The organism is uncultured Aquimarina sp. (assembly GCF_947492115.1).
Classification (GTDB): domain Bacteria; phylum Bacteroidota; class Bacteroidia; order Flavobacteriales; family Flavobacteriaceae; genus Aquimarina.
Genome location: NZ_CANLMM010000003.1, coordinates 821,501 through 846,827 on the forward strand (window position 1 = coordinate 821,501; position 25,327 = coordinate 846,827).

Here is a 25,327-nt window from a genome sequence, read left to right on the forward strand (position 1 = left end):
AAGTATTTTTTTTTAAAACAAGGAGCAGAAGGAATTTGATGTCGTAATCTAGATTATTTTCTTAAGATCATCTTAAAATTACGGTCATAGGATTTTTGCTTCACAATATCTACAAAATGATGTCATTGATCCAATTAGTTTTTTGACTTATAGAGTTCTTTATACTTTAAGATCAGTTTAACATTAATTGTTCAAAAACTTTAACACAAATCATCATGAAACTATTAAAACCTTTATTGAAAAGATTTTCTTTTCATTTTGGCCTTTGGAAAGTGCCGTTATTATTAATGTTTTGTATGCTCACAGGTACAAACTGGGGGCAAGTAAATACGGGTGGAACAGCCACTACTGCTAATCATTCAAAGCAGGTGATCGGTTACATTACTAACTGGGATGCTTGGAAAGCAGCTAGTGCAGGAGTCCCCTCTGCCGGAGCATTAACACAATTGAACATTGACTACTCGAAGTATACCATCCTAAACTATTCCTTTTTTGGGGTAGCGGTTGACGGTTCTTTACACAGTGGAGACCTTCGCAATAAGAATATATATCAACCAGGAGTAGTTCAAGAACCTGCAGATCTGTTATATGGCGACCCATACAGTAGTTGGGATTTTCATATTTTATTTGGAGAAATCGAAAATGTAAATTACATAAGTCCTGCCGTAAAAGAGAGAGCAGAAGCAATGGGCTATGTGGTCGAAGTAGGTGGCAGCACATGGTCACATCCCGAATGGGGTCTAAGCGGTATACTACCATTACCGCTCCCAAAAGAAGGAAGTGGAGCCAAGGGACTGTTAGAACTTGCTCACGATAATGGTGTGAAAGTGATGGCTTCTCTCGGTGGATGGAGCATGTGTAAACATTTTCCAGAAATGGCAGCTGATCCTGTAAAAAGAGCTCGCTTTATTGAAGATTGTAAAAAACTGATCAATATGGGCTTTGACGGAATTGATTTAGATTGGGAATATCCTGGACCATTTCCTGGTATGAATTTTACAGGAACAAACGCAGATTATGCAAACTTTGAAAACCTTGTGGAAGAAATCAGAGCTGCCATAGGACCAGATAAACTTATAACAGCTGCGATGGCTGCAGATTATAAAAAATTGCAAGGATTCAATTGGTCCAGACTATCCAATACTATGGATTATTTTAATATGATGACATATGATTTTAATGGAGGTTGGTCTAATATTGCAGGTCATAATGCACCGGTATATCCATATGACGGTGCGGAAGCCCCTGATTTTAATTGGCAAACATTGTTAACGAAAATGAAAGGTATGGGAGTGCCTGTGAATAAAATTAACTTTGGAGCACCTTTTTATGGTAGAGGTGTCATTACAGATGGAGCAGCGGATCTAAATGCTCCTACAGTAAAAAGAAATGTAACTATACAACCTGATGGTCCGGTGAGCACTGCTGCTGATTATACCAATTGGCCTCAAGATGTATATGACGGAACACCTAATTATTTTTTCATTAAGCAAAAGACAGGTGCAGGAAGTGGTTGGACCAAAAAATGGGATAATCAGGCAAAAGTGCCGTATATGGTTAAAGGAAACTTCTTTTTGAGTTACGATGATGAAGAATCAATAACTGAAAAAGCTAAGTTTATTAACGCAAATAATCTAGCAGGAACGATCATTTGGACTGTTTTTGGAGATCTTGAGTTTTCAGGGGCACCACAGTCTTTTGGTACAAAATTAAAAAGGTGGTCGAATGTAAAGTCCCCTTTAGTAAACACCTTAAATGAAGTTTTTGCCAGTGGTGGAATAGGAAATAAACCTCCGGTAGTGAGCGTAACATCTCCTACAGATGGTGCTACTTTCGAAGCTGGAGACGCTGTACAAATTTCAGCAAATGCAAGTGATCCTGATGGTAGTATAGCTAAAGTTCAATTTTATAGAGGAACTACATTATTAGGGGAAGATACAACAGCGCCTTATACATACACTTGGAATAATAGTACAGCAGGAAATTACGAAATAACAGCAAAAGCGTATGATAATGATGGAGCAAGCGCTATAGCCTCGGTAAATATTTCTGTAACGGGTATAGGAGGGAATGAGTTGCCTACCGTTGCTATCACATCACCTACAGAAGGAGCAACTTTTACTGCTGGTTCCACAGTAGCTATCGCTGCAGATGCTTCAGACACAGACGGAACTATAAACCGCGTAGTATTTTATAATGGAGACACCCTACTTGGTGAAGACTCCACTGTACCTTACAACTATAACTGGGCGAATATATCTGAAGGAAGCTACACTATTAAAGTAAAAGCTATTGATAACGATAATGGTGAAGGAACTTCATCAATTTCAATAACTGTTACAGGAGGTGATTCTTGTACTACACCAGCTTATGTTGATGGTCAGGTATACGTAGGAGGCGATAGAGTTTCTTATCAAGGGAATGAGTATGAAGCGAAATGGTGGACGCAGAATAATGATCCTGTGACCAACCGTGAAAATGTATGGAAATTAATAGGTCCTTGCGGAGGTGGACAAAGTGCACCACAAGTATCAATTACCTCTCCAGCGTCAGGGCAATCTTTTATCCAAGGTAATACAGTTACTATCAGTGCGAATGCTTCAGATGCAGATGGAACTGTCTCCAAGGTAGCATTTTATGTGGATGGAAATATGATCGCAGAAGATACATCTGTACCATATACAACTAACTGGACAGCGACTTTAGGAAATCACAGTATTACGGCAATAGCAACTGATAATGATAATCAGTCAACCACTTCAGCAGCTGTTAGTATCATTGTAAATACTGATGGAGATAATGGTTGTGATCGTAGTGGTTTCAAAGTTGTTGGGTATATGCCTACTTGGCAAGGTGATGCCAATGCAATCCAATATGATAAATTAACACATATCAACTATTCTTTCTTATTACCTAATAGCGATGGTAGCTTACGACCGCTTGAGAATGTTTCTAAAATGCAGCAAATCGTTAGTTTAGGACATGCACAAGGAGTGAAAATATTAATTGCTGTAGGAGGTTGGATGGATGGGAATGATTCGGCATTCACAACGTTAGCAGCAAATCCAACTACCAGAGCTGCCTTTATAAATAACTTAGTCGATTTTGTCAATCAATATGATCTAGATGGCGTAGATATGGACTGGGAATATCCACGTGAAGGAAATGAACCTCAAAACTTTGAATTATTGATGCAAGAATTAGGTCAGGCAATGCACAGTCGAGGTAAGTTGCTAACTGCAGCGGTAGTAGTTTCAGGATGGAATGCTGATGGAGTTTTAAACGGAGTTTTTGATGATGTAGACTTCCTAAATATCATGGCGTATGATGGACCTGATCACGGTTCGATGGCCCAAGCTCAGGGTGGATTAGATTACTGGCTTGGACGCGGACTTCCAAAAGAAAAAGCGATATTAGGAGTACCTTTTTATAGTCGTCCTCAGGCACAGAGCTATGCTTCTTTATTAGCACAAGGTGCAGATCCAAATAGTGATTCTTTTCAAGGAAACAACTATAATGGAATTCCTACGATGAAAGCTAAAACACAGATGGCATTAGATCGCGCAGGAGGAATTATGATGTGGGAACTATCACATGACACATCAGATCCTAGCACCTCTTTATTAGCTGCAATTAATCAAGTAGCAGGGAATCCTTGTGAACCGGATAATGCAGCGCCACAAGTAGCTATCACTTCACCTGTATCGGGTGCATCATTCTCGGATGGCATTGATGTTTCCATAACAGCAGATGCTTCAGATGCTGATGGTAATGTGACTAAAGTTGACTTTTACACTGATGGAAGTTTGATTAGTTCGGATACTACTGCACCTTACACTGCAAGTTGGACAGCTACAAATGGAAATCATACGATAACAGCTCGTGCAACAGATAATGACAATGCAGTTACTACATCCACAGCAGTAGCCATTACAGTTACGGGAGGCAGTAACACTCCTCCTACTGTAGCCATAACAAGTCCAGCGGATGGAGCTTCTTTCAATGCAGGCGATAGTGTTACTATATCAGCAAATGCTGCGGATACTGATGGTTCTGTAACAAAAGTTTCCTTTTACCTGGATGGAAATATGATTAGCGAAGATACTTCTGCTCCGTATTCAGTAGATTGGATAGCTATCAGCGGAAACTATGCACTTACTGCTAGAGCAACTGATAATGATGGTGCTGCAACTACTTCTTTAGCAATTAATATAACTGTAACTACGGATAGTGGTGGATGTGATGAAGCACAATATGTAGAAAATGGAGGATATACCGAAGGCAGTATAGTACAAAATGAAGGGAATACCTACAAATGTAGACCATATCCATATTCAGGATGGTGTAACGGAGCTGCTTGGGCATATGCTCCGGGAACTGGTACATATTGGCAAGACGCTTGGACATTAGTTGGCACTTGTGACGATGGAGGTACTGATGGAAATCAAACTCCAACTGTAACAATCACTCAACCTACAAGTGGACAAACATTTACAGATGGTAGTACCATAACGATTAGTGCAAATGCATTAGATACAGATGGTACTATTACGAAAGTAGAATTCTTCAGCAATGGAACCAAAATCGGTGAAGATACGTCGAATCCATATAGCTATAGCTGGAATAATGTTTCATCAGGAAGTTATACACTAACAGCAAAAGCAATTGACAATCAAAATGGCGTAGGAGAGTCTGCTACCGTAAATGTTTCAGTGGGATCAATTAATCCACCTGATGGAGGAGATCTGCCAGACAGAATTTTAGTAGGATACTGGCATAATTTTAATAATGGTTCTTCAACACCAAAACTAAGAGACGTATCTGAAAAGTGGGATGTTATCTGTATCGCTTTTGCAGAACCAAAATTCGGTAGTAGATCTGATATGACATTTACTCCTTATGAGATTTACGGTAGCACTTCAGAATTTATAAATGATGTTAAAGCTGTGCAGGCAAGAGGACAGGAAGTGTTGATTTCTATAGGAGGAGCAAATGCGACTGTAGAGTTAAATAATACTACAGAAAAGAATGAGTTCATTACCTCAATGACTTCAATTATCAATACCTACGGATTTAATGGATTAGATATTGATTTAGAAGGAAGTTCACTTTCTTTAGCAGCAGGAGATACAGATTTCAGAAGTCCAACCACTCCGAAAATTGTTAATTTAATTGATGCAACCAAGCAAGTACGAAATAATATTGGTGCTGATAACTTTGTTCTAAGTATGGCTCCAGAAACATTATATGTGCAAGGAGGATTTAGTGCATATGGTGGAGCCAGTGGTGCTTATTTGCCAGTGATCTACGGATTGCGTAGTGAGATGGATTATATTCACGTACAGCATTATAATACTGGATGTATGTTAGGATTGGATGGTCTTTGTTATTCATCGGCTACTGCTGATTTTCACGTTGCGATGGCAGAGATGCTATTACAAGGCTTCCCGGCTGGAGGAAATCAATTCCCTGCTTTAAGACAAGATCAGGTGGCTATAGGGTTACCGGCTAGTCCAAGTGCAGCAGGAAGCGGATATACAGAACCTACGGAAGTACACAAAGCGTTGGATTATCTAATAAAAGGACAGTCTTTTGGAGGGCGTTACCAACTTCGTAATCCAGCTGGTTATCCCAACTTTAGAGGATTGATGACTTGGTCCATTAACTGGGATATCGTTGCAGGTTTTGGATTTTCTGATCCGCATCGAGCGTATTTAGATGCTTTAGGACAGAGAGCACCAGAGCAGGAGTTATTAGAAAAAGAAAGTTTAAAGACGTTTCCTAATCCTTTTTCTTCTGAAGTTAATATCACCTTCAAATTACATAAAGACAAGCCAATCACAGCAGTTGTGTATAATCAAATTGGTATTAAAGTAGCTGTTTTGAAGGAGAACGAAAGGCTAACTTCTGGAAATCACAATATTCAGTGGGATACCAATGGAATTCCTAATGGAATATATTTCTTAAAACTCTGGATGGGTAAAGAGGTAAGAATAATGAAACTGATGAAACAGTAATATTGTCCCCGATATTTCTTGAAATTTACCTCTCGACTCCAATTTTATATGTCGAGAGGTGAATTTTTCTATTTGTAATATTTTTTGATAGCATTTGCATCATCGAGGAATTTACACAACTACTCTTAAATAATAACCTTATGAAAATTCAATATATAATTTCAAAATATAGAATTTTGGTTCAAATTTTTATTTGGACTACTATCTTCGGATTTAAAATACAAGCTCAGCAAACCCCCGTAGATCAGAACGGACAACTAAAAGTCTGCGGAACGCAATTATGCAATCAATATAATAACCCAATACAGTTACGCGGTATGAGTACTCACGGGATTCAATGGTATGGTTGGGGAAATTGTTTGACAGAAACCTCTTTGGATGTATTAGCATATGATTGGGAAGCCGATATTCTAAGAATCTCCTTATATGTGCAAGAAGGAGGGTATGAAACGGATCCTACAGAATTTACAAATCAAGTATCTAGATTAATAGAAGAAGCTACAGAACGAGGAATGTATGCCTTGGTAGATTGGCATCAATTAAATCCAGGAGATCCTAATCTAAATCTAGATAATGCAAAACGCTTTTTTACTGATATAGCAAATCAACATAAGAATAAGAATAATATAATTTATGATATCTGTAACGAACCAAATGGAACAGGTGTTACCTGGAATCGAATTAAGAACTATGCAGATCAAATAATCCCTGTAATTAGAAGGGTAGATACAGATGCTGTTGTGCTAGTTGGTACGCACGGATGGTCTACTTTTGGAGTTTCTGGAGAAGGAACTCTTCAGGATATTGTTGATAATCCACTAAGTTTTGATAATGTAATGTATACCTTTCACTTTTATGCAAAAAGTCATAGAGATGCTTATTTAAATATGTTAGAACGAGCTTCAGGATTGTTACCGGTTTTTGTAACAGAGTTTGGTAGTCAGGAGTATACAGGAGATGGTCCCAATGATTTTGCGATGACACAGCAGTTTATTGATTTAATGAGGCAAAAGAAAATTAGTTGGACGAGTTGGAATTTTTCAGATGATTTTAGATCAGGAGCCTCTTGGAAATCTGGAACCTGCTCTGGAGGACCGTGGACCACAGGTAGTCTCAAACCAGCAGGAAATTGGATTAGAGACAAGATTAAATTTCCTGCAGATAATTTCCCTGGAGGTGGTGATCAAGGGAGTGAACAATCTCCATATGGAGGTACAGCCTGGAGCATTCCTGGTAAAGTTGAAGCAGAAAATTATGATTTCGGAGGACAAAATGTAGCATTTAACGACGCTTCTATAGCTAATGAAGGAGGGGTTTTTAGAAACGATGCTGTAGATATTGAGCCCTGTTCTGAAGGAGGATTTAATATCGGCTGGACAAAGTCTAATGAATGGTTAGAATATACCGTTGATGTAACCAACACAGGAGATTATGAAGTAGCATTTAGAGTAGCTGCTATTACATCTGGAAAGCAATTTCATCTAGAAATAAATAATGAAAATATCAGCGGAATCGTAACCGTTCCTAATACTGGAGGATGGCAAAATTGGCAAACCGTATCTACACGGGTTTCTCTTAATCAAGGAAAACAAATACTTCGATTGGTGATGGATAGTGATGACCTAAACATCAATCATATGATTTTTAGTAACCAATCAGGAATTCCTAATGAATCTCCTACGTGTATGATAACTTCTCCTTCTAACAATCAAGAGTTTGAAGAAGGCACCTCAATAACCATTAACGCAACAGCATCAGATAGTGATGGGACAATTTCTAAAGTTGAATTTTATAACGGATCAATAAGATTGGGTGAAGATTTAGTGGCTCCATATCAATATGTAATGACAAACGTTCGTAGAGATATTTTATATACGTTAATAGCAAAGGCTTTTGATAATGAAGGCGCTTCTACGAATTCACAATCTATTGATATTATCATAAATACCTCTGGAGGAGGAGATGGAAGTTGTGATATTCCAATCTATGTTGATGGAAATAGCTATCAAACTGGAGATGTCGTTCAAAATTTTGATAAAAAGTATGAGTGTTTAGTGGCTGGCTGGTGTTCTATTGGAGGACCTTATACTCCTGGAGGCATAGCAGACTGGGCGTGGCCTTCTGCATGGAAAGAATTAGGTGAGTGTAATTTTTTAAGGTCTGATAAGTTTAAAGCATCAAGAATAAGTTGTGATATTCCGCTGTATCAGAATGGTGCTACGTATCAAACAGGCGATGAAGTACAAAACTTCGGTAAAAAATATAAGTGTAAAGTTGGGGGTTGGTGTTCCATTGGCGGAGTCTATACTCCTGGAGGTTCTGATGACTGGGCGTGGCCCAGTGCCTGGGAGGAACTAGGTTCTTGTGATGGAGACATAGAAAATCAATTACCTATTGTTACTATCACAAATCCTATAGAAGGCGCTGAGTATCCATCAGGAGATGAGATTAACATTACCGCAGAAGCATTTGATGAAGATGGCAATATCGAAGAAGTTATCTTTTATATGGATGACATAGAAATTGGGTCTGACAGCATATTTCCGTTTGAGATCTCAATTTCTCCCGTAAACGGAGCGCATCAATTATACGCTAGTGCTACCGATGATCTAGGGGGTAGAACTGTATCCAATACTGTTAATATAACAGTGAAGCAAGATACCGGAGATGATGACTGTAATCTTGCCATTTATGTTGAAGGAAATACCTATCAAACAGGCGACGAAGTGCAGTATTTAGGTAATAAATATAAATGTAAAGTAGGTGGTTGGTGTTCTACAGGAGGTGCCTATATTCCAGAAGAAGGTTGGGCTTGGTCATATGCTTGGGAAGCATTAGGACTTTGTACAGGAACCCCCATAAATCAATCACCACAGGTGACCGTTTTAACCCCAGCCATAGTATATGCTGAAACTTTGCCAGTTACCATTCCATTGTATGTAAAAGCAATTGATCCGGATGGAACTATTGAACAAATTATAGTAGAAGTCGACGGAGAGACTTTACCTCTTACATCAGAAGGAAATGATATATATGTTGCAGACTGGTCTTTTTCAGAATACGGAACATATGCGTATCCAGCAAAAGCAGAAGATAATGAAGGAGCGTCTACGAATTTTAATTTCCAAATTACCATTAAAGAAACAGTATCAGGAGGAGATTTTTTAATTTCAAAAGAGGAATATAATGAGTTCTTCCCATATCGATACGGTACCGATTTAGCTACTTATGAAATAGATCCAGCACTGGACTTTTTTACGTATGAATCATTTATCGAAGCCATAGATCGAATGAGTGCTATAGAAGTAACTTTCGAAAGAAGAAAAGGAACCAACTTGTACAGGCTTACGCGTAGAGATAAAGTAACAAATCAATCTAAAATTATACGCACTGATCAGGATTTTGATGCTGATTGGAATCGGTCAAAACCAATTATTACTCAGGTAGTAGACTATGGTATGTTCGCCAGTGAGGGTGATGATACCACAATTAAAAGAGAATTAGCCGCATTCCTTGCAAACATCTCTCAGGAAACCACAGGAGGATGGGCTACCGCTCCTGGTGGTCCATATTCTTGGGGGTTACATTTTAGAGAAGAACAAGGATATGAAGGTACAGGTAATCTTGGATATCGTGATGAGGGTAATATCAATTATCCTGCAGCTCCTGGTAAATCATATCACGGTCGAGGCCCCATTCAACTTAGTTGGAATTACAACTACGGTCAGGTAAGTGAATTTCTATTTGGAGATAAAAATGTATTATTAAATTCTCCAGAACAAGTATTACAAGATGTCGCTCTTGCTTTCCAAACAGCGATATGGTTTTGGATGACTCCACAATATCCCAAACCTTCTGCACATGATGTTATGGTAGGTAACTGGATACCATCCCCCTATGATCAGGAACGAAACAGGAAGCCTGGTTTTGGGATGACGGTTAATATTATAAATGGTGGATTGGAATGTGGAAGTGGTACAGAAATTCCTAAAGTACTTGGTAGGATAGGATTTTATGAACGTTATACGGGCATATTAAATGTAAATAATGATTTAGATACTACAAATGACTGCTCCGAATGTGGCTGTGCTATGATGCAATCGTATCAAGGATTAGAACCAGAACCAGAGGTAGCATCTATAAGAACTAAGCCAATAGAAGATCAAATAGGATCAAAAATTATTATTTTACCAAATCCATTTAAAGATAAGCTTCAGATAACACTACAGTGTAATCAAAGAACTCAGATTACAGTAAGTATAGTGGATTTTAATGGATATCAGATCATTACAATTCCTGTTAAAAAGATCGAAAAGGGAAATCATCAGATCATTGAGGATGTTTCAGAACTACCTTCGGGAATGTATTTTCTTAGGATAGGAATAGGTGCAGAGATGAAAACCTTTAAAATAATAAAAAAATAATTTGAAGACCTCACGGGATATACTAAAATCAAGTCTGACAATATCTCGCGGGGTTTGATTAAAACAATTTAATGTATAAGTTTACAACATTAATAATATCAATGAGTTATATGTGTTAAACGACTAGGTAAACATCAGATTTTTTATCAAAATATTGAAGGCTAAAATAATCTATAAAAGAATTGTGGATATTTCAGAATGGAAATCAGATGTATATTTTATTAAGCTCATCGATTTTCTGGAGTTATCTGAAAATTTGGAGTAAGAAGTCTTAATAAAATATTGAAGTTTGAATAATTATATATACTTATATCGGGTGTGGTAATTTCTTACGACAAAATACTAACAAAGGATATTAGAATTATTGAGTAGTTAATACGAAAACTAAGCGGGGTTTTAAAGTGGGGTTTTTACTAGATATTGATAGTTTTTTTAAAATATTGATTCCTTAACACCTTGAAATCAAGTAGTTAATAAATTGCACAAAAATTAAGATGATTTGTGTGAAGAAAAAGAGCGTGGAGACGCTCTTTTTTGTTTTTATGTTTTTTTCTATCCCTTCTGTGAGGTGAATATAAATTTTGGATTACTTCACCTTGACAAAAACGCTATTAACATTTGTAATAAAATTACTACAAAACAACATATTTATAATGGTAAAATATGTTAAAAAGCATTTTTTTTAGACAAAATACACAATTTTGTTTGGAGAGTTAAAAAATGATTGTATCTTTACACCAGAGTTAATGAGTTAGCGCTTTCATTTTCCCCAAGGTGAAAGCAATTTTAAAAAAGTGAGTTTTAATTTTAGAATAAGCCCCTAAATTAAGATGATTTGTGTGAAGAAAAAGAGCGTGGAGACGCTCTTTTTTATTTTTATATATTTTCCTGTTCACTTATTCAACTTACATAGTTTTATCAAAAAATAAAAAAGTAGGGTGTTTTTGCTTTTGTATGTTTTAGGAGATGTAAAACATAAACTAAAAAGATATAAAAGTAATTATGAAAAAAATCATTTTATTATTTGCAGCAATTTCAACAGTGCTAATCTCCTGTCAATCCGATGATGATGCAGGTCCGTCTGATACACAGGATAAATTTATTGGTGTTTGGAAGATTATACAAGAATTCGAGGATGGAGTAGAAGTAACCCTGGATGCCTGTGATCTTGAAGATACATTGACTGTAACTGATGATCAGAAATTTAGTGGCACTTCACATGATGAGCAAAATGGCACCTGTACATTGCAGGGAACGTTAACCGGTGGTTGGGAAAATCTTGGTAATAATATCTACAAAATTACACCAGATCTACCAGAAGCAGAAGAGATAGAAGCTACTATTACTTTTTCTGGTAATACTATGACGATCGTAACAAACGATGAAGATGGAGAATTGAAGGAGGTACTAACAAGATCTTAAAATTATTTATATACCGAGAAGACTGCAATAATATGCAGTCTTCTAGTTTATATACTAAAAATCAAAACGTAAAACCAAATCTGGAGTAAAACGAAGAGATTCATTGTCAAAACTTTCTATGAAGAAATTGAAGTTTTCATCAACATTTTCACGATATCCCTGACTAATCACATTTTTTCTATTATATAGATTCCTAATAGATACACCTACCATACCTTTCCAATCTTTATCTCTGTCAAGTTTAAAACGATATAAAGCTGAAATATCTAATCGATGATAATCTTTATACCTACTCGAGTTAATTCCTGTAGGATCGGTAATCGTACCATCCAAATCATTATCATCTCTAAATAATTTGGTAAAAGGTCGTCCTGTGGCGTAATTCCAACCCATTGCAAATTCAAAATTATTTACTGTTAGCGTTTGCGAAAAATTGAATACATGTCGTTGATCAAAATTTCCTGGAAAATAAGAATCCTGAACCAGTGGAAATGAACTGATGGTCTTGCTGTAGGAGTATCCTGTCCAGAATCTGTAATTACGAATCCGTTTCTTAAGGAGTATGTCAACCCCAATTCTCTCTTCTTCGCCATAAAAAACAGCGGTATCATCAGTATCTGGTTGTGTCAAATCAAGTATGATATCACTTAATGAAGAAACATCGTTTATCTTTTTATAATACCCTTCTAGATCAAAATTCCAACCTTTATATGTATACAATCCTCCTAAAGTAAATTGCATGCTCTTTAGAACTCGTATAAAAACATTTTCGACATCCAAATCGGGAGAAGAGTTATTCGATAATATCCAGACATTATCAGAAACCGGTAAAGTGGGAAAAGCTCCTCCAATACTGTTATATGTTAGGTAATTATTGAGTTGTTGATTCTTTAATTCTGCAGAAGTGTTTAACGTAAAATTATCCCATAATTGATAAGATGAAAACATTCTAGGTTCTACAAAAAAAGCATTGGCATTACTTAACTGAGATCCTCTTAGTCCTATATTGATAAAGGTTTTGGGAGTTTTATATTTATACTCTGAATAGATTGTATGATTGGTACCGTTTCCGTTTAAAACGATATTATCGTCTAGAAATGCACTTTCAATAATCTCATATTCTGTCCTGTTATAAGTAAACTGATACCCTAGATTGAGGCTATGTTTCTTTGCTATAGGCAGATGAAGTGCATATTCCCCACCAATATCATTAACTTCATTGTTAATAGCTAAACTTTGTTCATTATCTGTATCAGAGACTAAAGGCCTGTTGATATAACTATAGCGTTGATCGTAAGAGGAAAAGTAGAAGTTAATATTTTGTGATATATCATTACGATACTTTTTATCCCAATTGAGGCTAAATCCCGAATTCCGGATTTTAAGAATGTCTTTAATATTGGTTTGCGTAGTGGTTCCTGGGATTTGTAAATTTTTATTGTTGTCCAAACGATTTTCAGCAAAAATCGCACTTAGCTTTATCGTATTGTATTCATTTGGTTTCCAAAGCATTTTGAAGTTGCTATCGGAAAAAGAAAAATCATCTTCTCTAGAAGTTTCCAAAGGTGTTGGGTCTTCATTAGCATCGGGAATATTCGCTCTAGTATTCTGAAATACTTTCCTTACCAGATTATTATAGGTAATATTTTGATAAATATCGGTGGTAGATCGCCGTCCAGCAAGCATGATTCCCAGTTTGTCAGATAGCGGTAGTTTTAAGTAAACATCTCCGTGGGTAAAATTTAAACCACCACCAACTTGTAGCTTATCAGTAAGATCATTGTCTGATTCAATGACAACAACTCCAGAAATACGATCTCCATAGCGAACACTTGTACCACCTCTGTACACCTGAACATTTTCGGTGATAAAGGGATTAAATGAAGATATTTGATTAAAAAAATGACCACTTTGATACATTTTGATACCATCCCAAAGTACTAGGTTTTGTCCGGGTGTTCCTCCTCTTATATATAACCCTGCAGGATCTTCTGTCGGGCTACTAATGCCTGGTAATAATTGAAGGCTTTGCAATACGTCAGGTTCTACAAGACCTGGTAACACACGCAGTTTTTTAGTTGATATATTTACCGAAGCGTCTTGATTTTTTTGAATTCCTCCAGTTAGATATTCCTTTACTAATACCTGACCTAAACTCTGAATTTCTGGTCGCAAGCTAATAGTATCACAAGATGTTGTAGTTAGTTCTGAAACTTTAATAGTTTTGTTTTGATAACCAAAATATCCTATCGAAATAGAATCCCATGGATGAACTTGTAACTCGAAATTCCCCATGTTGTCCGTAAGGTCAATGGTTTTACTATTTTGAATGATATCTGCTTGTGGTAACTCAAATTTGGAAATAGCATCTATGAGAACTCCGCAGATAGTAATTTTTTTAGTATTTTTTACTAAAATGTAGTCAGTCTCACTTACTTTTTGCAATAGGTAAGGGGTTTGAAGTGCTATAATGTTCTGAAGATTGGTAATGGATAGATGTGTATTCGTAAGCTTCAGTGCTATATCTTCGATAGCTTTTACATCATATGAAAAATTAAACTTTAATTGATCTTCAAAAGTTTCCAGTATAGAAACTAAAGATTGTCTTTCGGTAGTAGTTGGTAAATTTATTTCTTGAGAATAAGAAATAACAGTACAAAAGAGTAGTAGGACTGGAATAAATCTGGATAATTTCACCTATTTCTTAGTGCTATGTTTTAAAATTTTTAAAGATAACTATTATAAACGATTCCCAAAGGAATCATTACTCTGTATGAAAACAAAAGAGATTAAATAATATTTTAAAAAAAATAAAAAAAAAGTAGGGTGTTTTGATTTTCGTATGTTTTAGGAGTCGTAAAACATAAACGTAAAAAGATAAAAACGACCATGAAAAAAATCATTTTATTATTAGCCGTAATCTCTACAATTGTAATTTCTTGTAAATCCGATGATGATGCTGCTGGACCTGTAGATATGCAAGATCCGTTTGTTGGTACTTGGAAAATAACACAAGAATTCGAAAATGGAGTAGAAGTGATGCAAGAAGCTTGTGATTTAGAAGAAACTATAACTGTCAAAAGCGATATGACATATAGTGGAACCTATTATATGATGGGAGCTTCTAGTTGTGAGGTAGGAGGAACTTATTCCGGGACTTGGGAGAATCTTGGAGACAACAAGTACAAAACTACTTTTGATGATACAGAAGGTGAAGGTACTTTAGAAATTGAAGCAACAGTTACATTTTCAGGAAATACTATGACCATTGTAAGGAATGATGAAGATGGAGAATTTAGACAGGTATTAACCAGAGTGTAAATTACAAAAGAGATAAAAAGACAATGACTTATTTATAGTTGTTGTCTTTTTTGATTAAAAATTAAATCTCAAAACAAAATCTGGAGTAAAACGTAAAGATTTATTTTCGAAACCTTGAAGATAAAAGTTGAAATCTTCATCCTGAACATTTCTGAAACCTTGACTAATAGTATTTTTTCGGTTGTAGATGTTTCTCAGTGAAATTCCAATCATTCCATTTGTTTCTTTTGACGTATCAATTTTAAATCTGTAAGTAACAGATGCGTCCAGTCTGTGGTAAGACTTAAATCTACTGGAGTTTATACCTCTGGGGTCGATCACTCCGCCATCGAGATCATTATCATCCCGAATTATTTGTGTAAAAGGTCTGCCGGTTGCGTAATTCCAGCCAAGAGCAAACTCGAAATCCTTTACTTTCAATGTTTGAGAAAAATTGAATGTATGACGTTGATCAAAATTCCCATCAAAATAAGTGCCTTGAATTAGTGGGAAAGAAGATATGGTTTTACTTAAGGAATATCCTGCCCAAAATCTATAGTTCTGAACCCTTTTCTTGATCAATACATCAAAACCTATTCGCTCTTCCTCCCCATAAAATATTAATGAATCATCATCATCAGGCAATGCTAAATCAAGAATTAGATCGGTTAATGAAGATACATCCTTTATTTTTTTATAATATCCCTCTACATCAAAATTCCATCCTTGATAAGTATATAAGCCTCCTAACGTAAATTGCATACTTTTTACCACACGTATAGGAACTTCTTCCAGAAATTCTCCATCGAAATTATTATTAGAAAGAATCCAAATATTATCTGCAACAGGAAGTGATGGAATTGTTCCGAACACACTGTTATATGTATTAAAGTTATTTAATTGTTGGTTTTTTAGCTCTGCAGAGGTATTCAGAGTAAAGTTGTCCAATATTTTATAAGAAGAAAACATACGGGGTTCAAGGAAAAAGGAATTCGTATTACTTAATTGTGATCCTCTTAACCCAATATTTATATATGTTTTAGGAGTTTTATATTTATATTCGGAATATAAGGTATGATTGGTTCCATTTCCATTAATACTAGCACCAAACTCATCTGTTCCAAAATCATCCGATAAAATAGTTGTAGTTTCATATCCCGTTTCATTGTAGGTAAACTGATACCCTAAGTCTATAGATTGTTTTTTAGTAACGGGAAAATGTACTGTATATTCTGCTCCTATATCTTTAACAGTATTATTAATAATTAGGTTTTCCGAAGAATTATTAAATGACCTTACATCAATGTTATTATATCTTTGATCATAAGACGAGAAGTAAAAATTAATATTTTGATAGATGTCAGTTGTATATTTTTTATCCCAATGTAAACTAAGACCAAAGTTTCTAATTTTTAAAACATCTTTTACATCGGCCTCGATATTGGCTGCGGGAACTCTTACGGTTTTATCATTGTCGAGTCTATTTTCTGCAAAGATAGAACTGAGTTTAATCGTATTTTTTTTGTTAGGTTCCCAAAGAAATTTAAAATTACTATCAGAAAAAGAAAAATTATCTGTTCTGGTGCGCCCCTCAGGAGTTTCTTCTTCATCATTGTCAGGAATATTCGATCTGGTATTCTGAAATACTTTTCGAACTAGATTGTTGTAAGCAATATTTTGATAGATATCGGTAGTGGATCTTCTACCTGCAAGCATAAAACCTACTTTTTTTGACAATGGTACTTTAATATATGCATCTACATGAGTAAAATTTAAACCACCTCCAGCTTGAAACTTATCAGTGAGATCATCATCGGATTCTATAGCTACCACTCCAGATATTCTATCACCATACCGAACACTGGTTCCACCTCGATAAACGGTTACGTTTTTAGTAATAAACGGATTAAAAGTAGAGATTTGATTAAAAAAATGACCGTTGTGATACATTTTTATTCCATCCCAAAGCACCAAGTTTTGACCAGGTGTTCCTCCTCTAATATATAGTCCTGCAGGATCCTCTGTAGGACTACTAATTCCAGGTAGTAATTGTAAACTTTGTAATACGTCGGGTTCTACAAGCCCTGGAAGAATTCGAAGTTTTTTAGTAGATATATTAACAGAAGCATCTTGATTTTTTTGAATACCTCCTGTAAGGTATTCTTTAACTAAAACCTGTCCTAAATTTTGAATTTCAGGTTGTAAACGAATAGTATCACAGCTATTAGTAAGATTGGAAACTTTTATAATTTTGTTTTTATATCCAAGGTAAGATATAGAGATGGAGTCCCAAGGATGAAGCTGTAATTCGAAAAAACCTTTGTTATCTGTAAGATCAACAGTTTTATTATATAGAAGTATATCTGCTTGCGGTAGTTCGAATTTAGAAACTGCATCAATAACAACACCACAGACATTTACTATTTTATCATTTTTAACAAGAATAAAATCCGTATCGCTTACTTTTTGAAGCAGATAAGAGGTTTGAGATTCTATTATTTTCTGTAAAGAATCAATGGTAATTAGTTCGCTGTCAACAGATAGTGTTATATCTTTGATAGTATCAGCATCGTAAGAAAAACTGAATTGATACTGATCTTTAAACGCTTCTAAAATTATTCTAAGCGATTGTTTTTCTGAAGAACGTACTACTGTAATTTCTTGAGAATAAATATCAATATGCCAGAAAAAAAATAAAAATAGTATTAGTGATAAAAACCTCACCTGTTTTTTAATTCAATAGTTTTAGAGGATTTAAATATATAATTAATATTCATTGGTTCAAAACAAGTCTTTAATGCGGTATTAAGATCTGTGTGTGTAAAGAAACCAGAAAACAAACGGTTTGTATCTACATCTCCTTTTTCTATAGTAATGTCGTATTGTCTTTCGAGTTCTGCAATAAGTCTGCCTAGCGATACTTGATTAAAAGTACTTTTTTGTTGCATCCATCCAGGCTTAGACTCTTTAATTTCAACCGAATTTAGTGCGCTTTTATCTATAGAAGTAACACCTTTACCAGGAGTTAGTATAGCTTCATTCTTTCCGTTATTTACAGAGACTTTACCTTCATAACATTGTACTTCTATAGTGGTATTTCTAGAATATACATTAAACTCAGTCCCTAATACTTTAATAGCTCCATTTTTAGTTTTTACTGTAAACTGAGATCCTTTGGCAACATCAAAAAATGCTTCCCCATCTAGCGTAATAGACCGATCATTTGTAAAGGAACGGTCATTGTATTCAATAGTAGATTTAGCATTAAGCGTTACTATAGAGTTATCTGGTAATGTCCAGGTTTTTGTTTCTGCAAAATTGGTATTGATCGTTGTAGTATTAAAAAATACGGTTCGTAGACCAATTAACACAAGGAAAACAGCTGCTGCCGCATATAACCAAGGACGTAATTTTATTACTTTAGAACCTTTAGATACGTTCTTTAGATATGTTTGGTTATATTCCTTCTGCTTTTGCAGATTTGCTTCAATATCAAATACAGGACGTTCAAATTTATCAACGCCTTTTAGAATATCCTTATAAGCCAGATATTCTGGAGTATTCTCAAACTCTTTTTTTTCTTTTTCAGAGAGGTCATTAGCCAACCATCTCCCTAAGAAATTATCATCACTTTTATTCATCTAAGAATGTTTTTATATTTTAAATCCTGTTTATAAACAGGTGTCTATTTACATGTCTAAATTTCACTTCTTTACTATATAAGTGGAACTTTAAATTTTCCCTATTTTTTTTCTTAACGTTACCAAGGCTAAATGCATTCTTTTTTCTACTGCTTTTACCGAAATTCCTAGCATTTCAGCAATTTCTTTGTAGGTTTTCTTTTCGATTCTATTCAAAAGAAAAACTTCTCTTTGTCCTTCTTTTAATGCGCTAATTGCTTGGTTTAACTTGTCCATGAATTCCTTTTCTTCCATCTGAAACTCAGGAGACTCATTGGTATATGTTTTTTGTGGTGTCGATTTGTATTTTAAGACGGTTTTTTGATGTATGGCTTCATTTATAGAGGCGTTATTAGCTATCTTATAAAGAAAACTCTTAGCAGCACCAAAAATAATTTTGGAACAATTCATCCATAGTTTGGCAAAACTATCTTGTACTATATCCTGAGCTTTTTCCATATCACCATATTTGTAATAAAGATAATAGCATATCTTTTCTGCATGTTCTCTATATAATTGATCGTATACGCTTTCATCACATACACTTACTTGCTGTTCAGGCATTTTTATTTTGTTTAGTTGGCATAAGTTAATAGATTATTTAATATTCAGGTAGTAAATAGTTATAATAATCAATCTACCTGTTCTAATACTCTACATCTTATTCTAAAGGTTTGTTGGTTTAACGTAAAAAATATTCATTTGCTATTGTGGTCAGATTATAATAGAATGGTTTCGGTTATATATTTTTAATTTCCACTCTGTAATATCTTAAAATTCACAACCCTAAAACAAAATAGAATACATATACCCTACCAAAAAAATGGTTTTATTTAAATATTTTTTAAAATGAAAGAAAAAACTTACAAAATAACATATTTATGATAGTTAAATATGTTAAAAAGCATTTTTTTTAGATAAAATACACAATTTTGTTTGGAGAATTAAAAAATGATTGTATCTTTACACCAGAGTTAATGAGTTAGCGCTTTCATTTTCCCCAAGGTGAAAGCAATTTTAAAAAAGTGAGTTTTAATTTTAGAATAAGCCCCTAAATTAAGATGATTTGTGTGAAGAAAAAGAGCGTGGAGACGCTCTTTTTTGTTTTTGAGATACTATCGAGAATTGAAACCTGAAAAGTATTTGTAAGAAATAACCCTTTTATTATCAAGATTAGCGGTTTTTTTGACGGATGAAAATCTGTTTTTTTTAGATAAAAATCATAGTTTGTTTAGTGAGATTAAAAATATCGAACTTTATTTCTCCGTAATAATTTCAGATGAATTACAAAAAGTCAATTAATATTAGATTAAATCCCTAATAGTTGAAGTTTGTGTAAAGAAAAAGATAATATGGACGTTTGTTTTTTGTATTTGATGTCTTAGTTTGCTGTATTCAAGGTGTTTATGTTTTTTTTTAGTATATTATAAATGTAGGTTTAGGTTAACAGCGGGGTTTCTAAGCGGGGTTTTTAAGCGGGGTTTTCTAAGATTAGTTATCGCTTTATGATCAAATAAATTTATTGTTATATAATCTTATTTAGAGTTTACTAAGCTTGTATTAATACAGACAGTAAATCTTTTACCTATGTTATCCATCCCGATTAAATTATAAGTTTATACCCGAACCCTCAGAGTTCAAACTTTTGATTCAGGATTTGATTGATATTGAAAAGTTTATGAAAGAGTATCCAATTTAAAATATTCTATTAATTTTTAACTTGTAATTCTATCCTTACTAAAGTAGCAGGTTCGAGTCCTGCTCCCGCTACAACAAACCAGATACGAAAGTATCTGGTTTTTTTGTGGATGTAATTCTGAAGTTTACTTCAGGAATTGACATCCATAAAAAGGGATCAAGGATCAAGACTAATTGTTGTGTTCATGCAAATATTCTGGTTAATCTAAATAGGAAGAATTCTATATTTTTAACCTCACTACTGTACCAGAAGTTAAGGTAGTTGTTATTATGAAGCGTTTATAAAGAAGTTTGTAAGTTTATTTTTAAGTTGGTATACGGGTTTGATTTAAATTAAGAAATATTGTATCTCAGTATTTAACATATGATTTGGAGATAAGACCTAAATTAAAAGTATCTTTACAATGATAAAATTCGTAAAGCTTCAATTTAATCTTGTTTTCTCGGACTCAATATTCTTTTTCTGCTCTCTTTTTTTCTCGGCAATAGTGCAAAAAATATTTTTAAGCTAAATGTAAGGATAGCAACATCAGTTTTGACGCTGTTTTCAATGTAGAACAAGTCCTTATAATTGGATACTTCTGCTCGTTTCTCAATATTTTTATGCTTATACATCGTCCTCAAATTATACTTTGAAAGGCTTAAAACAAAAAGCGGGTAATCAAAAATATAATTTTCCCCGAAAGAACAAACTCTAGCTTCTAAAAAAACGCTAAGAAGCAGAGTAAATAATTATATCAAACAAGCATTAAATAGAATATTAAATAATAAATACAAAGTAATGAAAGGAGGAACAGTAAAATTTTCAATAATGCCAAAGGATTTGGCTTTATTAAACTCAAGGATTCTGATGAGGATGTCTTTGTACATCAAAGCGGTATTATAGATCAAATTCGTGAGAACGACAACGTAAAATTTACGATGGAAAGAGGCCAGAAGGGAATGAACACGGTCAATGTTGAATTAATTAAATAACAAGTCAAAGTCAGATAAGATTAAATATGACCATAGAAGTTTCCATCACGGCAGCAAAATTCAGTATGAAGTCCTATCGAGTGGTGTAAAAAGAACACGACATGCTTTCTAAATTAAAGACCATTAACTGAGCATTTTAAACGAGTGTGATGCGCGGTAGAATCATAATGCCAAATCATACACGTACATAGTACTTATGTGGTCAAAGTTCACATTCGCTTAGCTGTAAATAAAAATAGAGTATGTATCTAAAACCTGTTTACTCCTTAAAAATAGTACTCCTATGGACGAGAAAATATATTTATTTTTTTTTCTTAATGTCCATTGTACCGGTGATACTGTATGATGTTGTTGGGTTAAAATGGTTATATCTGCCTTGGCTTCCCATTGGACTTATAGGCACATCTCTCGCATTCATAACCGGATTTAAAAACAATGCTTCTTACGAAAGACTTTGGGAAGCCCGAAAGATATATGGAGGTATTGTAAATACTTCAAGATTATTAGCTACTATGGTCAATGACTTCATTACCAATGAATTTGTCAGAGTAGAGAGAACCGATAAAGAATTTTTTAATATAAAGAAGGTTATTATCATGCGCCATATAGCTTGGATGACTTCTCTTAGGTATGCTCTTAGAATCAAAAAGCCTTGGGAGACCCTTGTGGGTAGTAAGTCAGGTAAAGAGCACATGAAAACGATAGAAGTAAAAGAACACGAGCTGACGCTACAAGAAGAACTTCATGGATATTTAAATGAAGATGAAAAAGAATTTGTGTTGAGCATGACAAATAAACAAGCAGCCTGCCTCAATATGCAATCTAAGCATTTTAAAGAATTAAAATTAGAAGGATTGATTGATGACTTCCGACACATGGAGTTCAACAATATCATTGGTGAACTATTTACCTTACAAGGCAAGGTCGAAAGAATTAAAAACTTTCCATATCCAAGGCAATTTGCGACGCTAAACTTGTTTTTCATATGGATTTTCATGATTCTCCTACCGTTTGGAATGATGCATGAATTTCATGAAATTGGCCTCAATTTAGGCAATCATGAAAATAGATGTTTTATGAATCGCCTAATTGTTGAAAATTTTGTTTGGATGACCGTTCCGATCAGTGTTGTTATATCATGGGTGTTCATGCTTATGGAAAAGGTAGGCGATGTGTCGGAAAACCCTTTTGAAGGAACCAGAAATGACGTCCCGATTACTACAATTTCAAGGGGAATAGAAATTGACATCCGAGAAATAATTGGGGATGATAAAAATGTAATACCAAAACCATATCCAAATTATGGTGATACTGAAATGTAAAGAGGATATTAACAGTCAACCAGGTGTATAACTAACCGCTTTTGATCAACAACGCCCTGGGCATATAAAATTAGGGTATTGTTCTATCCCATAAAACGAACAGTTAAACTACCTTTTAAAGACATTAAGATAATGATACGTACAATGCTATTCTTTATATCTCTTATCTCATTAGCCATATTCCCTTCCCAAGGAACAAGCCAAATAAAAAAATAGAAGGGGTCTTTCTTGGGCGTGTTGAGAATGGTTATTCGTTTTGTTGTAAAACCGTATCTGGATTTGATGAGATATTGGTTTTTAATGAAATTTTGTCTGTTATACTTAAAAAATATCCATTACATACGGATAAACATATTGGAGAAAATTTTATCATCTCGTTTACTAAGGATATAATTATTGAGAAAAAAAAGAGTAGAGAAGTGTCAACCATATTACGCTTACAAAAGCTTGTACCTGGACAATATCTACGAGAATGATATAAAATCCTAATTCCTAACGTATAAATAAATACCTTACATATAAACGTTTATAAATATGAGTACAAAACTATTCATAAAATACATGGTTAGTTTACGATGCAAACTGATGGTCAAAGAAGAGTTAAAAAAACTTGGATTGCATTATTTGGTTTTAGAATTGGGAGTTATTGAGCTCTTAGAAGATATAACCAAAGACCAACGCCTTGAACTGAAGAAAAATCTAAGTAAATCTGGCTTAGAATTGATGGAAAGTAAAAAGAGTATTCTAATTGAAAAAATCAGAAATGTTATTATCGAAATGATTCATTACACAGATGAATTGCCCAAAGTCAATTATTCTGATTATATAAGTGAAAAAGTTGGTTATAATTATACATATTTAGCAAATATATTTTCAGAAGTGAAAGGAATTACCATTCAACAATTCATTATTATCCATAAAATTGAAAGAGTTAAAGAATTGCTTATTTATGATGAACTAAATCTTACCGAGATCTCTTATAGACTACACTATAGCAGTACGGCACACTTATCTAATCAATTTAAAAAAATCACAGGTTTAACGCCTACTTTTTATAAAAAACTGAAAGAAAAACGTAAACAAAATCTGGAAGATTTATAACCAATTATATCCTGTTAACCAGATCTTAAGCATATAAACCAATCTTTTATACAAACTTACAGGATACCACTCTTTCAATTTTGCATCATTTAGATAAACAGATATATTGTTTTGATACTTACATATCACAAAATGTCCTGCATTAAGCTCAATGATAGCTGTTTTACCAGTCACATTTCTTATCCTAATAGGTAAACCCATAGATAAAATTATTTTTTTATTCATAACCATAAAGGTGACCTATTTTTGCTAGAAATATGCATGTTGAAAGTTATTTTTATACTAAATAATCTTTTGCTGTATTGATATTTGAGAATGTGCGATATATGTAATATGTACTTAGTGTAGTATAACACAAAGTATATTCAATTATCCCATTTTTGTAGTAAAATAAAAGCAAAATGGATGATCAAGATATAAACAACATAACAGAGACATTGAAAAATACTAAATGGAGGAGATTGCTCATTGTAGTAGTAATACTCATTGTATTGATAGTATTTAAACCGTGGGCTCAGGTGGGGGCAGGTGAAAGAGGAATTGTTCAGAATTTTGGTGCAGTTCAAGATGTAGTACTAGGAGAAGGGATTCATTTTAAAATACCTATAGCACAAACAGTTACTTTGATAGATGTAAAGATCCAAAAAGCGATGACTGATGCTGCTTCTTCTTCCTCTGATCTTCAAGATGTAGATTTATCAGTGGCATTGAATTATCATATTATACCAGAGAAAGCAAATTTAGTTTACCAAACCATTGGAGTAGAATTTAAAGAGCGTATTATTGATCCAGCCATTCAAGAGGTAATGAAAGCTGTTTCAGCAAGATATACTGCAGAAGAATTAATTACCAAAAGACCGGCGGTCAGTACCGAAATGCAACAGGCGCTCACATCAAGATTGCTTTCGTCAAATATATCGGTTGATGCTTTCTCTATTATCTCTTTCAGCTTTTCTCAAACTTTTACTGATGCTATCGAAGCTAAACAAACTGCAGAACAAAACGCACTAAAGGCAAAGCGGGATTTGGACCGGATAAAAGTAGAAGCAGAACAAACAATCACCGCTGCCAAAGCAGAAGCTGAGGCATTGCGTTTACAAAAAATGAATATTTCACCCGACCTAATCGAACTTAGAAAAATTGAAGCAAACCTTAAGGCTATAGAAAAATGGAATGGAATTTTACCAAAGGTAACAGGTGCCGGGTCAATACCTTTCATCGGAGTAAGTGATGCACCCAAAAAAATATAATAGTTAAAGAATATAACAGAGCCTTTATAATGGTCAATCCTTAAAAAGTTTAATAGAGAAGGTAGTAAAATTTCAAACCTTTAGCATACTACCTATTTTATAAAATACCTTTAAAAGTGTGACATATGTAACCTAGGC

The 25,327-nt window shown here is 34.3% G+C and carries 13 protein-coding genes; 8 read left to right on the forward strand and 5 right to left on the reverse strand.

Features of this window, described 5'->3' with window-relative positions; genetic code table 11:
• Positions 1-215 precede the first annotated feature (215 nt).
• The 3 genes from Q1A73_RS12880 (at position 216) to Q1A73_RS12890 (ending at position 11,863) form a co-directional block, all read left to right on the forward strand.
• A complete protein-coding gene (locus tag Q1A73_RS12880; RefSeq protein ID WP_299606207.1) occupies positions 216-6,017 on the forward strand; it encodes a glycosyl hydrolase family 18 protein in 5,802 nt (1,933 codons plus the stop codon).
• Positions 6,018-6,157: 140 nt separating this feature from the next.
• The gene (locus Q1A73_RS12885; protein ID WP_299606209.1) at positions 6,158-10,441 is read left to right on the forward strand and encodes a glycoside hydrolase family 19 protein; all 4,284 of its coding nucleotides are present in this window, start codon (positions 6,158-6,160) and stop codon (positions 10,439-10,441) included.
• A gap of 1,002 nt (positions 10,442-11,443) precedes the next feature.
• Positions 11,444-11,863, forward strand: coding sequence for a lipocalin family protein (locus Q1A73_RS12890; RefSeq protein WP_299606211.1), 420 nt, complete (start codon positions 11,444-11,446; stop codon positions 11,861-11,863).
• Between the two features lie 54 nt (positions 11,864-11,917).
• On the opposite strand, the gene Q1A73_RS12895 is transcribed toward Q1A73_RS12890, so the two are convergent.
• The gene (locus tag Q1A73_RS12895) at positions 11,918-14,560 is read right to left on the reverse strand and encodes a TonB-dependent receptor plug domain-containing protein (RefSeq protein ID WP_299606213.1); all 2,643 of its coding nucleotides are present in this window, start codon (positions 14,558-14,560) and stop codon (positions 11,918-11,920) included.
• A 192-nt stretch (positions 14,561-14,752) separates the two neighbouring features.
• Here Q1A73_RS12895 and Q1A73_RS12900 point away from each other — a divergent pair, with 192 nt between their 5' ends.
• A complete protein-coding gene (locus Q1A73_RS12900) occupies positions 14,753-15,184 on the forward strand; it encodes a lipocalin family protein (protein WP_299606216.1) in 432 nt (143 codons plus the stop codon).
• Positions 15,185-15,238: 54 nt separating this feature from the next.
• Here the strand turns inward: Q1A73_RS12900 and Q1A73_RS12905 are convergent, their stop codons facing one another.
• The 3 genes from Q1A73_RS12905 to Q1A73_RS12915 form a co-directional block, all read right to left on the reverse strand.
• The gene (locus tag Q1A73_RS12905; RefSeq protein WP_299606218.1) at positions 15,239-17,887 is read right to left on the reverse strand and encodes a TonB-dependent receptor plug domain-containing protein; all 2,649 of its coding nucleotides are present in this window, start codon (positions 17,885-17,887) and stop codon (positions 15,239-15,241) included.
• Positions 17,884-18,804, reverse strand: a complete 921-nt coding sequence (locus tag Q1A73_RS12910) for a FecR domain-containing protein (RefSeq protein ID WP_299606221.1) — start codon at positions 18,802-18,804, stop codon at positions 17,884-17,886. Before Q1A73_RS12910 ends, Q1A73_RS12905 begins: the two co-directional genes overlap by 4 nt.
• Before the next feature lie 90 nt (positions 18,805-18,894).
• The gene (locus tag Q1A73_RS12915) at positions 18,895-19,407 is read right to left on the reverse strand and encodes a sigma-70 family RNA polymerase sigma factor (protein ID WP_299606224.1); all 513 of its coding nucleotides are present in this window, start codon (positions 19,405-19,407) and stop codon (positions 18,895-18,897) included.
• Positions 19,408-21,372: 1,965 nt separating this feature from the next.
• Here Q1A73_RS12915 and Q1A73_RS12920 point away from each other — a divergent pair.
• The 3 genes from Q1A73_RS12920 (at position 21,373) to Q1A73_RS12930 (ending at position 23,939) form a co-directional block, all read left to right on the forward strand.
• Positions 21,373-21,516, forward strand: a complete 144-nt coding sequence (locus tag Q1A73_RS12920; RefSeq protein WP_366141457.1) for a cold shock domain-containing protein — start codon at positions 21,373-21,375, stop codon at positions 21,514-21,516.
• A 242-nt stretch (positions 21,517-21,758) separates the two neighbouring features.
• Positions 21,759-22,838, forward strand: coding sequence for a bestrophin family ion channel (locus Q1A73_RS12925; protein ID WP_299606227.1), 1,080 nt, complete (start codon positions 21,759-21,761; stop codon positions 22,836-22,838).
• A 561-nt stretch (positions 22,839-23,399) separates the two neighbouring features.
• The gene (locus Q1A73_RS12930) at positions 23,400-23,939 is read left to right on the forward strand and encodes an AraC family transcriptional regulator (RefSeq protein WP_299606368.1); all 540 of its coding nucleotides are present in this window, start codon (positions 23,400-23,402) and stop codon (positions 23,937-23,939) included.
• Here Q1A73_RS12930 and Q1A73_RS12935 read toward each other — a convergent pair.
• The gene (locus Q1A73_RS12935; RefSeq protein WP_299606230.1) at positions 23,934-24,140 is read right to left on the reverse strand and encodes a hypothetical protein; all 207 of its coding nucleotides are present in this window, start codon (positions 24,138-24,140) and stop codon (positions 23,934-23,936) included. The genes Q1A73_RS12930 and Q1A73_RS12935 overlap by 6 nt on opposite strands.
• A 260-nt stretch (positions 24,141-24,400) precedes the next feature.
• Here Q1A73_RS12935 and Q1A73_RS12940 point away from each other — a divergent pair, with 260 nt between their 5' ends.
• Positions 24,401-25,189, forward strand: a complete 789-nt coding sequence (locus Q1A73_RS12940; RefSeq protein WP_299606232.1) for a prohibitin family protein — start codon at positions 24,401-24,403, stop codon at positions 25,187-25,189.
• Positions 25,190-25,327 lie beyond the last annotated feature (138 nt).